12 protein-coding genes and 1 pseudogene are annotated in these 13,257 nt (G+C 54.1%); 4 read left to right on the top strand and 9 right to left on the bottom strand.

Annotated elements, in window-relative coordinates; translation table 11 throughout:
• Positions 1-574 precede the first annotated feature (574 nt).
• The gene (locus FT726_RS05140) at positions 575-1,282 is read left to right on the top strand and encodes a hypothetical protein (RefSeq protein WP_346302530.1); all 708 of its coding nucleotides are present in this window, start codon (positions 575-577) and stop codon (positions 1,280-1,282) included.
• Positions 1,283-1,675: 393 nt separating this feature from the next.
• Here FT726_RS05140 and FT726_RS05135 read toward each other — a convergent pair whose 3' ends face one another.
• Together FT726_RS05135 and FT726_RS05130 are read right to left on the bottom strand one after the other, a co-directional pair.
• Positions 1,676-2,239, bottom strand: a complete 564-nt coding sequence (locus tag FT726_RS05135; RefSeq protein WP_346302529.1) for a methyltransferase — start codon at positions 2,237-2,239, stop codon at positions 1,676-1,678.
• Between the two features lie 47 nt (positions 2,240-2,286).
• A complete protein-coding gene (locus FT726_RS05130) occupies positions 2,287-3,672 on the bottom strand; it encodes a DUF3560 domain-containing protein (RefSeq protein ID WP_346302528.1) in 1,386 nt (461 codons plus the stop codon).
• A gap of 526 nt (positions 3,673-4,198) precedes the next feature.
• Between FT726_RS05130 and FT726_RS05125 the strand changes: the two genes are divergently transcribed.
• Entirely contained in the window at positions 4,199-4,867 is a 669-nt protein-coding gene (locus tag FT726_RS05125; RefSeq protein WP_346302527.1) for an SOS response-associated peptidase family protein, read from the top strand.
• Between the two features lie 95 nt (positions 4,868-4,962).
• On the opposite strand, the gene FT726_RS05120 is transcribed toward FT726_RS05125, so the two are convergent.
• From FT726_RS05120 to FT726_RS05105, 4 genes are all read right to left on the bottom strand, one after another.
• The gene (locus FT726_RS05120; RefSeq protein ID WP_346302526.1) at positions 4,963-5,352 is read right to left on the bottom strand and encodes a hypothetical protein; all 390 of its coding nucleotides are present in this window, start codon (positions 5,350-5,352) and stop codon (positions 4,963-4,965) included.
• A gap of 351 nt (positions 5,353-5,703) precedes the next feature.
• On the bottom strand, positions 5,704-6,243 hold the full coding sequence (locus FT726_RS05115) for a conjugation system SOS inhibitor PsiB family protein (RefSeq protein WP_346302525.1): 540 nt from the start codon (positions 6,241-6,243) through the stop codon (positions 5,704-5,706).
• A 129-nt stretch (positions 6,244-6,372) separates the two neighbouring features.
• Positions 6,373-6,900 (bottom strand): single-stranded DNA-binding protein, encoded by a 528-nt coding sequence (locus FT726_RS05110; RefSeq protein WP_346302524.1) that lies wholly within the window; start codon positions 6,898-6,900, stop codon positions 6,373-6,375.
• A 1,104-nt stretch (positions 6,901-8,004) separates the two neighbouring features.
• Positions 8,005-8,265: an XRE family transcriptional regulator gene (locus FT726_RS05105; protein ID WP_346302523.1), complete on the bottom strand. Its 261-nt coding sequence runs from the start codon at positions 8,263-8,265 to the stop codon at positions 8,005-8,007.
• Between the two features lie 486 nt (positions 8,266-8,751).
• Here FT726_RS05105 and umuD point away from each other — a divergent pair, with 486 nt between their 5' ends.
• Positions 8,752-9,171: a translesion error-prone DNA polymerase V autoproteolytic subunit gene (umuD, locus tag FT726_RS05100; RefSeq protein ID WP_167144175.1), complete on the top strand. Its 420-nt coding sequence runs from the start codon at positions 8,752-8,754 to the stop codon at positions 9,169-9,171.
• 8 nt (positions 9,172-9,179) lie between these two features.
• Positions 9,180-10,455 (top strand): annotated as a pseudogene (gene umuC / locus FT726_RS05095) (translesion error-prone DNA polymerase V subunit UmuC).
• Between the two features lie 161 nt (positions 10,456-10,616).
• On the opposite strand, the gene FT726_RS05090 reads toward umuC, so the two are convergent.
• The 3 genes from FT726_RS05090 to FT726_RS05080 form a co-directional block, all read right to left on the bottom strand.
• Positions 10,617-10,901 carry a molecular chaperone GroEL gene (locus FT726_RS05090; protein WP_346302522.1) on the bottom strand — a complete coding sequence of 95 codons (285 nt, stop codon included), beginning with the start codon at positions 10,899-10,901 and terminating at the stop codon, positions 10,617-10,619.
• Between the two features lie 101 nt (positions 10,902-11,002).
• Entirely contained in the window at positions 11,003-11,647 is a 645-nt protein-coding gene (locus tag FT726_RS05085) for a ParA family protein (RefSeq protein WP_346302521.1), read from the bottom strand.
• Between the two features lie 382 nt (positions 11,648-12,029).
• Positions 12,030-12,992, bottom strand: coding sequence for an Abi family protein (locus FT726_RS05080; protein WP_346302520.1), 963 nt, complete (start codon positions 12,990-12,992; stop codon positions 12,030-12,032).
• Positions 12,993-13,257 lie beyond the last annotated feature (265 nt).

Raw genomic sequence — 13,257 nt, 5'->3', positions numbered from 1 at the left:
TCAGCGGCCACGGCTTTTTGTGGCCAGTGAGCGCGCGGGCGCACGCCCGCTGCAGGGGTTGAACTCAGCCATCAGACCCTAGCCGTCAGGCACGGAGCGCGGCCTTTTGCGTTCCGGCGGAGCTAACCGGCTATGCCGGTTAGCGCAGTAGGGCTCGACGACCCGGCTTGCCGGGAAGCCGAAGGGGGCAATTAAAATGCATTTTGTTATTCAGATTAAGTTCCGAGTCCGGACATGCCAGCAATTAGAAGTCACCGTGAACCATAACATGGTGTTTATCTATACCGTTAAATCGACATTATACATTGATATTTATGTATTTTTTATACTCTCCCTCAGCGCTTACCTTTCTAGATAGGTTTTTTGTCTAATAGATACAAGGACGCCTGGTACTGCGATAATCAGGTTACCGGATCAAATTGGAGGTGTTTATCATGATTAAGAAGGCTGAACAGTTCGTATCCCTGGCGGAACGCTTAAGTAAAGTGGCTTATCCTCTGGCTCACCTGATTTTGTCAGTTGTGATGCTTATAGTAATAAGCTATCACTTTGTGGGTCTATAAAGGAGAAGGTAATGTTGTATTGGAAAAAAATGCCTTCCTTATGGGTTGGAACCAAATTAACAATTCTGAACAACTACGGTACTGCACCAGCAATTGCAGCTATCAAAATATTTCTTACATTTTGTTTATTCTGCGAAAAGAACCCAGAAGGTATCAGGACGATAAAAATTACATTTTCTCAGATTGGTGAAGCAGCTTCTCTGAGCAGATCACTTGTAAATCAGGGCCTGAAGATCTTACGTGATGAGGGGCTTATCCTGGACTTGTCCTCCAGCCCTCGAAAAAAAACTTATACTGTTGATGTCGATGGAGAACTTAAGGATGGTTGGGCAAAACTACCTTTTAAAGGTGTTGTAACCGAGGATAAAACTATTCCTGCATTTAATTCAATGCACAATCGTTACCCTTTTGAGTTGCTGGCATTACAACTATATCTTTACCTGCTTTATGCACGAGATAACAAAAATGATTTTACTCTTGCAAGAAAACTGACACTGATGATTAAACTCAAATGTAAATTGTCAGAACTTAATAAAGCAATCACTTATTTAATACATATTGGACTTCTCAAAACGATTAAACAAAAAAAAGAAGAGGATTATCCCAGCGAAATGTTCCATGACTCATTTTACTTTTACATGACATCTGCAGGCACCAATGCATTCACCTACAGAAAGACGAAGCAAATCACAGTTCGTGAGGAAGACCTTCCGTTTTAATTAATTATCAGTGCCATCAGACCCTAGCCGTCAGGCACGGAGCGCGGCCTTTCGCGTTCCGGCGGAGCTTACCGGCTTTGCCGGTTAGCGCAGTGGGGCTCGACGACCCGGCCTGCCGGGGAGCCGAAGGGGGCCAGCTTCAGTATCAGTTCGTCTCCGTCCATTGCATAAAAACGACTGAAACCGAAAAAAACGAGGCAAAACCTGCACTGAACACTGATGTTTTGCATAAACCCTGCGGATTTCCGGAATATCCCGCCGCTTTATCAAAGTGTTCAGCACACCACACGCAGCGCATTGAACTGGCAGACGGGCCACCGCAGCGGCGAAGCCGCTGCAGTAGTCAGCTGCCCCCTGCCCTTCAGCTTTCAGGGCCTCCCGGCCCCGGTTAAGCTATGCATCGATGCAAACCAGCAGGCTTGCAACGTCCGTATAGCTGAACGTGCCGCGCGGTAATTCCTCATAATGCGTGGCCCGGGGAACCAGCGCCCGGTGCTGCCGGGGCCCGCCGGTACAGAGCGCCACCAGGCGCCCGCCGGGTGCCAGCAGGGAAAGGGCGCGGCTGATGTGCTTCAGGTCCGTTCCCTGGCGGAAAGGGGGATTCATGATGATCCGCTGATAAAGCCTGCCGGGTTCATGAGACAGAAAGTCGCCGCAGGTCACGGTCACGGCGGGAAAATTCGCCTGCAGCTGCGCGGCAAGCGCGCCGTTGAGCTCGACGCCGTCGCAGCAGACGCCAGGCGCGGCGGCCCTTATCGCTCTCAGTATGGCGCCCGTCCCCGCGCTGGGCTCCAGCACCCGGTCACCGGCCTGTATTCCGGCCAGCGCCACCATTTTCTGACAGACGTCGTCCGGCGTGACGAACAGCTGCGTATCGGCGTGCACCGCCTGCACGGTTTGCCCCTGGCTGAGCTTCTGCTGCATCTGCGCAATGCGCGCTTTCAGGTCTGATTTCATGGATAAGCCTCTTTAACAGGCCCCCGGGCCTCCCCGGGGGCGCAGGATTAGCGCGGGATTTCGACCGTTTTCATGTCGGTGATGTAAACCGGCGACAGGGTGTAGCCCGTCGACATCACGCGGCGTAAACGGTAGGCGAGGTGGTCCTCACCCGCCGCCATGCCTTTGACCTGCTTAAAGTCGGCGTGCTTCTTACTCCACTCCTCCTTAGTCATGCTGACAAAGCCCTCACCCGGATAGTTGACGATCGGCGGGCGCTTTGCGGCCGCCTTCGCCGCTTTTGCCTCTTCGGCCGACGGCGCTTTATATTCGGTAATGCGGTCAGGGGTGAGCGTGGTCAGCGCATTTTTACGGCCCATAAAGGAATATTCATTCGTCACCAGCGAGCTGATTTTTCCGCCGCTGCGGTTCACGCGGATGATGGTCAGCCACTCGCCGCGACTTTTCACCTGCCCGCCCGGCACCATCTCCACGTTACCGGCCAGCACGCCGCCGTGCTCGTTAAGCATGGCGCGCTCATAGGTCAGGCGGTTGCGGTAGTGGGCGGCCCAGCGGTTATGACGCGCGACGGTGCGCTGATGGCAGGGAATGCAGATATCGCGGGCCTGCTCCGCCGTGATGATTTCATCCCGCAGGGCTGACCAGATGCTGACGCTGCCCTCGTACTGGCTTTTATCCTGCGGGCGCGGATACTTCTCCAGCGTAAAGCTGCAGTAAAGGTGATCGACGTTGGCAATCGCCATGGCCATCGCCCCGTTGAGGTTCTCCGAGGACCAGAGCTTAATAAATTTCTCCGCGCTCTTAATCTCGCGCTCCGACTTTCGCAGGTCCGCTTCAATCTTTTTGATACGGCGCCAGCGCACGTCCGGGCGCTCCTTATACGCCGCGTGGCGCAGCGAAGCCTCAGCGCGGCGCTCCCAGTATTCTGAGGTTTCAAACAGGTTGACCGCGCGGCGCATGCCGTTTTCAATCTTCTGCGCGTGCTTACGGGCGCGGCGTTCGCTGTGATGACCGACCAGAATCGGCTGCCCCAGTGGTATGGCTGACGTCAGGCTGTCAACGGCGGCCAGCGCCTGCCCGGACTCTTCCGCACGCTTCTCGCTGTATTCTTCAAACCGTCCGGCACGCGCTTCCTGGCGGTCAAACAGGGACTGATCTTCATCCTCGATCGCTCCGGCCAGCTCAATCAGCAGGTCCTCACGGGCCGGCGTCCACATGGGCGCCACAAACAGCCCCTGCTTTGATGCCCATTTAAAGCCCGCTTTACTGACGCGCTGATACATTTCCTCATCAAGACGCAGCGTTGCATAAAGGCGCAGCTTGTTATCATCCGGGGAATAAGTGGCCTGGTATGACTGGTTCGGGGTGTCGGTGTCCGTAAAAGATGCATTTGTAGGCTTCGTTGTCGCGCCCTGGACGTTGAGTTGTGACATGTTATTTATCTCCTGTGGGTTAAATGATGCTTTTGTGAGTATTCGCCGTCGCAAAAAGCAAAAGACCACCATCGGGAGCGCTGACAGGGCCGCCGCAGGCGCTTGTTACAGCCTTGTCAGCATGAGCGAGCGATTGTGGTCTCATGCATAGCGACGGTACGGATAACTCACGAGGGCACAGGAGCCCGGGTAAAAGTGAACGTGTCACAGCCCCGGAAGGACGGCGCGGTAGCGATGGCCATCCGGACGACAGAGTACCGGCAGCAGTATGCCGGTGCGGTGAACGCGCGGGCGCACGCCCGCTGCAGGGGTTGACCTCAGCCATCAGACCCTAGCCGTCAGGCCCGGAACGCGTCCTCATGCGATCCGGCGGAGCTTAGCGGCCTGCCGCTTAGCGCAGTAGGGCTCGACGACCCGGCCTGACGGGAAGCCGAAGGGGGCCATGTGCCAGAAATAACGTTTTCAGGCCAGCAACGGAAACCCGGCAATCCATAAACCGCTATCCTCTGAAGAGGAGGAAAAAATTATGTGTGGACGATTTGCGCAGTATCAGAGCCGGGACGTGTACTTTGACGCGCTCGGCGCAGCCGGCAGCGACTATGTACACGACCCGGAACCTATAGGACGTTACAACGTCGCGCCAGGAACCAATGTGCTGCTGCTCAGTGAACGGGGCGGAGAACTGAAGCTCGATCCGGTTTACTGGGGTTACGGACCGGAGTGGTGGGATAAACAGCCGCTTATTAACGCGCGCGGGGAGACCGCGTCATCGGGCAGAATGTTTAAGCCTTTATGGGCACACGGCCGCGCCGTGGTGTTTGCCGACGGCTGGTACGAGTGGGCGCGAAGCGGAGATAAAAAGCAGCCTTATTTTATCTATGAGAAACATCATAATCCGCTGTTTTTCGCGGCTATCGGTAAAGCCCCTTACGATGACATACACGGTCATGAAGGCTTTGTGATTGTGACGTCGGCCAGCAATAAAGGCATGGTTGATATTCATGATCGCCGACCGCTGGTACTGGAGGCGTCAGCCGTCAGAGAGTGGCTGAGTGAAGACACCACGCCTGAGCGCGCCGAGCAGATTGCCTGGAAGGCTGCGCTGCCGGAAAGCGATTTTAAATGGCATCCGGTCACAGACAAGGTAGGCAGCCCTAAAAATCAGGGGGCTGAACTGATCGAAAAAGTGGGATAGCAGGCCTTTTTGCCTAGACGCCGCCGGGAGGTGGTCACGAAACCACTATAGAAAGCATTGCTCTCTATAGTGGTTAGCTACTGATGAAGCTTGTATCAGCGCCGCCCGGACAGCGTTTTATACAAACGAGCCAGCTTTCGCATCATCCATCCTGAACGGGCCGTTACGTGAACCGGGGTATCCACCTGCGTCGCCGCGCAGCGGCGCGCCTGCAGAACGATATCGCCGGTGACTTCGTCCCAGTTCCAGGTGCCTGCCTGCGGTACGGGCAGCACATAACAGTTCAGCACCTGCCCTGAAGCGCCGGCCACGCGGCGCGCCAGTTCCAGCACCCGGCCTTCACGGGCTTCGTCCCGCTCATCGCTGATAAGCCAGCCGTTTATAAAAAAGGCCTCCGCCCCGTTGCTGAGCGCAATGTGACAACAGGCCCCCATTACCGACGCGCACTCCTCGCGGGTAACCGCGCTGTCTTTGTTTTTCTCCATTATGCGCTTTCCTTTTCTGTCGATCGCGCCACATTCTGTCCGCGCATTTCCCTTTCAACCCACTGATAATAAGCCATGATCGTCCCTCTTAATGTCAGCGTGTCGTAAAGTCAGTATCGGCGGCCCGCCGGCGCCACGCCCACGTCATGTTCAGCAGGTCGGCCGTGGCCACAGACCGCGTGCGCCAGCGGCGATACCACAGGCGGTACGTTATCGCGGTCTGTGCGGCCAGGTCGGTTTCGGCCTCAATGACCAGCCGCTCCTGTACCTGCGCCTGCCGGTGAGCCTTACGGGCCAGTGGGCCCAGCGGACGTGCACTGCGGCAGACAAGACTGTTAAGCCGTCCGGCCATCAGTGCATCCCCCTGCGGCCCAGCCGGGCCGCTATCTCTGCCGGGCGTACGCCAGCTGCAATCATCTTCTCCGTCCGCGCCAGCAGCGCGCGTATGGCCACCGGGTCGAAGCGCTCCGCGTTGAGCACGTAAAGGCCCGTGTGGTCCGGCATAATCCATATCAGACCGTGCCAGAACGGTGACTCCGCGCCGGGACTCAGGATATCCAGCGTCACGTGCTTACAGGTGCGGTGCGTCAGCCGCAGGTGAACCGGGAACACCCCGCCCCACTCGCCCCGGCTCTCGCAGTCGGTGCGCCACGCGTAGCTGAGCTTCAGCGCGTGCAGCACGGCGCCACAGAGTCGCCGGCGGAACTCCTCGCCGCGCGCGCCGTAGGCCTCAAAGTCCGACGGTGAGAATGCGCGCAGACGCGCGGGCGTGATCACGTCGTCACGGGTCAGTTCGCTGCTGCGGCAGCTCATGCTTCCGCCGGAGAGGCGGCCATAGTAGGCGGTGCGCTTGCCTGACGGGCCTTTTGCTTTAGACTGTATCGCTGACATATTTGGTTCCTTCATAGCTGATGTGTCGCGCCCTGGCGGAGTCCTACCTCCGCCGGGGCACCCTTTCGGCCGTTTACCGGCCACCCTGCTGCTTACTGCAGCGGCCCCGCATCACCGGGACCGCGTCATTCAGAACGGAATATCGTCGTCAAAATCCATCGGCGGGTTGTTGTCCGTTGACGGCGCCTGGGGCGTTGGCTGTGCCGCACCGCGACCGCCTTTGCCTCCCCTGCCCCCCTTCGCTGACGGATCCGGTGCAGCAGGTTGCTGACCTCTGAACTGCTGACCGCCCTGAGCTGCGCTGCCTCCGCGCCCGCCCAGCATCTGCAGAGTGCCGCCGGTATTCACCACCACCTCGGTGGTGTACTTTTCCTGACCGTCCGTGCCCTGCCATTTGCGGGTGCGCAGCTGGCCTTCGACGTAGACCTGCGAACCCTTGCGCAAGTACTCCCCCGCCACCTCAGCGAGCTTTCCGAACAGCACCACGCGGTGCCACTCCGTGACCTCTTTGTTTTCGCCGGTCTGCTTGTCGCGCCAGCTCTCTGACGTGGCCAGCGTAAGATTTGCGACCGCGCCGCCGTTCGGCATATAGCGCACCTCCGGGTCCTGTCCCAGATTGCCGACCAGAATCACTTTGTTAACGCCCCGTGAAGCCATGTTCATTCTCCTCATGCAGTGGTTTTTACCCCCGTCACCCGTTGAGTTTCGGGAGCCGCGGTGTTGACGTTTTGTGGAAATCGGCTGGTTTTTTCCTCCGGTATTCACTTCACCCGTTTGAGATCCTTCGCCGCGAGGGCGTAAACCAGCGCGGGTGACGGCAGACGTCCGGGGCGACGGGGGCATTTATTTCGGGTCTAACGGAGTGGCCAGAAAAAAATGTTCACGGCGTGCACTTCACCCTGGACGGCCACGGCGACTGTGCTTGTCTCAGCCCCGGCGAAAGGACTGAAACGGTGAAGGTGGAGGGAAAATCAGCAAGATGACGCTGCAACGTCGGCTGAGCGGCAGCGAAACGGCGTTGCACAACAGAGCGCCCGTCTTTCAGGGCGCGGTTCACGCGCCGGCACAGCCGGCTGCAAGGTCAGTACGGGTCAGATCGGTTGCGCCCGGCTTTTTATGTCTGCGTCAGCAACCGCCACCCGCTGGCCCGCAGGGCCCGGGCCAGGACAGTTTTCTGGCCTGGTGCGCAGCATGGCAGCGCGGCCCGCAGGGCGACGCCCGATTCGGGAGTCAGGGGGGCTTTTTTCAGATCGGGATTGTGAACCGGAGATTTCGTGAACCCGCCCGAGCAACGTGGACAGCCGGCGCCGGAGGCGCCGGGATTTAACGTTCACTCAGCGAAGCGGGGGTTTTCCACAATATGGGTGCACAGCCGTCCGGGAACCCTGTGGACAGTTTGATGCAGGGCACGGGGAGCATGGCCGGAAAGACAGTTGGTTACTTTATGAACGATTCATGACAGCGGCGCGGAGCCAAAAAAAAACGGACGCGGAGGTCCGGATTAACAGGAGTCAGCATTGCCGGTCTGATGCCGGCGCTGCGGAGGTTCCTGGCCTATCAGCAATTGCAATACAACAGACTGGGGTTGGTACAGGGAGTTACACACGGGATAAGGATAGCGTGAGACGCATCAGTTTTTGCCAGGAAGCGTCTGATTTGACAGGGGAAGGTGCCGGTACGGTTACAGTTTATTAACCCCCCCTGGTGAAATCGGGTGAGAAATCCGTACCGGCACAGGGAAATTTAGCACATTCAGCGTGCTCAGGACTGAGGGTCTCCGGGTAACTGCGCGCCTTCCCGCCGGAGCTGCCACATGGCCTGCCGGATGCTCCAGAACCCGGGCGAGTAAAATACGCGCCCGAGCTTCACGGCAATATCCGGCGTCACCATTTTACGGTCGCAGAGCAGCGACCAGACATCCCGCTGAGCGAGGCCGGATTTCAGGCAAAATGATTTAACTGTCAGGTCATGTTCAGCGAGCAGGTAGGCCAGAAACCGGCCGGGCGAGGTGCGGCCATCCATAATGCCCCGGGGTCCGTGAAGGTGATAGCCCGAGCATAAGAGGACAACGGCAGCTGCACAAGATCTGTACCATCCTTTTTGAGAGATCCCCTGCAATATTCACACAGGTGATAATGAGGGTGTTAACAGAATGTTAAGTACTGCTGTCAGGCAGCAGAAACAGAAAGGCCCGGAATGAATCCGGGCCATCTGATACCAGTGCGGCGTCATCCTGACACCTGTTGCTTCTGAATTATATTTCAGCGCAGTGCTTAACACTGTCAGGATAACGAAAATAATTCATTATCTCTCAGTATCCTGAGTGGAACAGGACCGGTTCATTACAAAGACTGACTTGTCACAGAATCTGACCTCATTAATACTGTACATATAAACAGTATTATTAAGAGGAGGAATTATGTGTCATATCATGTTGAATTCAGTGCTGCAGGCAGCCATCAGTAAAGGGTCACAGTCGTGAAACCCGCCGTGTACAGCTCCGGCCTGATGCTGCTCTGGCCCCCCATCTTCACGCCGCGCGTGCGCGTGCCGCTGTTTGCGGATCCCTGCGCCGCCGGTTTTCCCTCTCCGGCACAGGACTACGTCGAGTCTGAACTTGACCTGAACGAACTCTGCATACGCCGGCGCGCCTCAACCTTCTTTGTGCGCGCCAGCGGCAGCAGCATGGAAGGTCTGGGGTTGTATGACGGCGACGTCATGGTCGTTGACCGGGCCGAGGAGGCATCGCACGGCGATGTCGTCATTGCGGAGGTTAACGGGGAATTCACGGTCAAACGCCTGCAGCTGCACCCCCGCCTCGCCCTGCTGCCCATGAATCCGGCTTACTCAACTATTTACCCGGAGGAGCTGCAGCTGCTCGGCGTGGTGACCTGGTTCTTTAACAGCACCCGCGCCCGCCGGAGGTAAGCATGCCCATGTTCGGACTCGCCGATGTCAACTCGTTTTACGCCAGCTGCGAGGCGCTGTTTCGCCCGGACCTGCGCGGTAAGCCGGTGGTGGTGCTCAGCAACAACGACGGCTGCGTGATTGCCCGCTCAGCGGGCGCGAAGCTGCTGGGCATTAAAATGGGCGCGCCATTGTTTCAGATAAAAAATGAAAGGTTATTCTGAGAAAATACATGTATTTAGCTCAAATTACGCCTTATACCATTCTATGTCGCAGAGGGTCATGACGGCTCTCGAGGAGCTGACGCCAAAGGTCGAGCAGTATTCAATCGACGAGATGTTCCTCGACATAACCGGCATCGATGGCTGCGAAGACTTTGAACATTTCGGCCGGCGTCTGCGCACGCACGTGCTGGCCACGACCGGTCTGACAGTGGGCGTCGGCATGGGTCCGACCAAAACGCTGGCCAAAAGCGCGCAATGGGCGAGCAAGGAGTGGAAGCAGTTTAAAGGCGTGCTGGCCCTGACCACGGGCAACCCTAAACGGACCGCCACGCTCCTGCAGAATCAGCCGGTGGAAGAAATCTGGGGCGTCGGCAGGCGCATCGCGAAGAAGCTGAACATCATGGGCATTGAAAACGCCCTGCAGCTGTCGCGCGCGCACCCTGCCCTCATCAGGAAAAACTTCAGCGTGGTGCTGGAGCGCACCGTGCGCGAGCTGAACGGCGAATCCTGCATTCCGCTCGAAGAGTTCGCGCCCGCAAAACAGCAGATCGTCTGCTCGCGGTCATTTGGCGAGCGCATCACGTCAAAAGTGGCCATGCAGCAGGCGCTCTGCCAGTACGCGACGCGCGCGTCCGAAAAGCTGCGCGGAGAGCGGCAGTTCTGCCGCCGCGTTGGCATTTTTATCCGCACCTCGCCTCATGCCCCCGGCGAGGTGTTTTACGGCAACAGCGCCGGCGAGAACCTGAAAGTGCCCACCCAGGACACACGTGACGTCATTGAGGTGGCCATGCGCAGCCTTGACCGCATCTGGCTGGAGGGACGCCGCTACATGAAAGCAGGCATTATGCTCGACGACTTCACTCCGAACGGCGTCAGCCAGCTGAGCCTTTTTGATGAGGACGGACCGCGCCCGAACAGTGCGCAGCTGATGAAGGTGCTGGACGGTATAAATCAGTCCGGACTCGGTAACCTGTGGTTTGCGGGTCAGGGCGTCAGTACTGAATGGAAGATGAAGCGGGAGATGCTAAGTCCAGCATGGACAACTCGTTGGAGTGACATTCCAGTAGCGCGAGTCATGTAGTTGGCAGCAGACTCCAATATTACTCTGACATCTACCAGATCTGTGCACTACACCCAATTACGAATGTACAAGGTAAATCTAAAGTAACCACAACAGATATACATGGGATATCTAAAGTAGTCACAATAGATACTTATTTTACAGATGCTATAGTCACCGAATCAGTTATCAAGCGCCCCGTCATTCTCGAGCTTTTCACGTAGAGCCTCCAGAATGTATGCACTAAAATCCAGCGATGTCTTATTTGAGGCTTTTAGTTGCGCATGGGCTTCAAAGTAGGTCTCAGGCACAGCCCTAAGATTTTTGCTACGGGCTTTGCTTTTGGCGAATGGCTTAGTTTCATCGCTGGTTTTATCTGCTGGGGCGGTTGAAGTTTTTAGTTTTGCAGAACTCATTAGCCCAGCGAGTTTTTCGTGTTGATTCGCAAAATCAAGCTTCTTATTCATGTATACACCCTATACTCTCAATGGATATTTAATAGATATGCAATAGATGCACATTGAGTATACAACAGACTCATTTCGAGTATCTATTGTGTGTTTTGTTTTTATCTGCCTTTAACAATCTCAAGCATTTCTTCCACCATTGAAATCACCTCTTTGCCGCCTGCAGTGACGCGCCCATGCACCGACTCAGTTATGCCAAAACCGGTTTCAATTGTTTCTTCAAAATCTTGAGTGCGATATGAAAGGCGGCTCTTCATTAATTTAATGTGTTTAAATGAGGGAAGTAGCGCCTCAAGTTTTGGATAATGTTTTTTATTCGGATTGGTTTTGCACAGGAATAGATGAGCTTCAACATGCTGGCCTATGATTTCACTTATTTCACCCAGCACCCTATCAAAACTCATCAAGCCTATCCTCTCAGTAAGAGAGTCCTTTGCAGGAACAATAATAAGATCTGCATAAGCAACCGCCGTACGAGTCATATCAGAGTCAAACCCCCCGCAGTCAATAAACAAGATATCTTCTTTATCCTTAAACATGCTTATTTCATGCACTAACTCTTGTTGAGTCTCAGGAATTAATATTGGAATTTGTCTATCGCTTGGACGCAGGCCGTGAATAATTGAAAGCCCCTTATGAGTATCTAGGTCAAGGGCTTTCATAGGTTTCAGTTCGCCTGATACATGTACAGCCGAAGTTGTTTTACCTGCCCCGCCCTTATTGTGTGCCATAACAATAACTGTCATACCTGCCACCTTATTTATGCTTTTAAGACGCACATTGAATCCACAAACTGCGCACTTTGGATTCACATTGAGTATGCAATGCATATCTATGAACGAGGTGATTTATACCATTTCAGAAAAATACATGCAAACATTCTGCGTACGCAACAGCAACACTATAGATACACTTAAGATGTCTTTTGAGCATCCATAGAGGATTCAATGTATACACGATGTGTATTTTTAATAATGGTCAGTTATCACTAGGGCAGGGCAGGGCAGGGCAGGGCAGGGCAGGGCAGGGCAGGGCAGGGCAGGGCAGGCATATGGTAACTTCAAGGTATAAATACCATATGCCAATTAAGCGGGAGACTAATAGTCCTTTTATCGACTAACTTCTCAGCTAGTTCCAGAAAGGATCAGCATACCAATTTACTGGGAAACCAGTATCGGACATATAGAGTTGTGCAGCATGACTGCCTGAAAAAAGTTTTAGGATCTCAGCCCTAAGATTGATATCGCTAATACCCAAAGTTTTAATCATTTTATGCAAAACACAGACGGTCAGATAAGGTCGGTATTGATGCGCTTCAGTGATAGTGATTTCAGCACCGATTTGACTAGGTACCGCAAGTTTTGCATTCCACAACCGGCTGTGATGCGCACACCTATTCCGCACGTCACGTAGACGGCGAACCCAGTTAGTGAGTATCTTGAAATCATTAGCACCAAACTCTTTAGCAAGGTTATCAAGCAGAGCATTGTCCGGAGCAGGCAGTTTGCGAAAATAGCTATGATCTATAGCGTCAAAGATTCGGAACAAACAGCCAATAGTGATAATTTCGCTGGCAATCCAGAAAGGAGGAAGATCTGTAAAATTTGGATGGATGTTATTGTGGTACTTGCTTCGATAGTTTCGGGCGTAGAGTTCATCTTCTTTGCTAAATTCGTCTTGAATTTTTTTTCTTGTACTATCTATGTAACCAGTACCTTTCTTTGTAAAAAAAAACCTGTCGTCAAGATACCAAAAGGGATTATTGGAAAAAGCAGAAAGCGAGTGATCAAGCCTACTCCTGAGTTTGACCTCAAGGCGCGCAATTATGCCAAATAGCAGTACCCGAAGCTTCTCGTCAAAGCGGTACAGTTCAACTCCATACTCAAAATATTCGTCTTTCCTATAGTGTTTTCCACCATGACTAGCTGGATCTAATAAAGGATGAAGGTAGATTTTGAAATGATAATAACTTATCAAACTAAGGGTATTCTCAGCCTCAGCCTCATCTAAAAATTCCAGTTTCTTACTTTTAAGGTCATTAATAAGATCTGCCGGAGTGCGATAAGGCTTGCTGTATAGGGTAGTTGGCATGCTGCATCATCCCTGAGTAGGCAAAAAAAAAGCCCACTAACTTCCCCGAGGGGTTGTTGCAGGCATCATTGACCCTAATACTACTCTTACTGACGAATGCGTCAACCTAATTTTAATCAAAAAATGCTCAAAATGTCAGTTAACAGGGCACTGCTATACAAAATCCTTAAGCCATACGTTCCATAAGTGCATATGCACACATGCTTCAGTCGCATTGTATGCGATGCAAATGTTAGTTGGCGAGGCTGTGAAAAAGTTTTAAGGA

Origin of the sequence: Pantoea sp. Morm, assembly GCF_016643525.1 — a bacterium.
In the GTDB taxonomy this organism is placed as follows: Bacteria; Pseudomonadota; Gammaproteobacteria; order Enterobacterales; family Enterobacteriaceae; genus Pantoea; species Pantoea dispersa.
The sequence above is the reverse complement of the archived record's forward strand: the minus strand, read 5'-3'. Positions and strand labels throughout refer to the sequence as shown.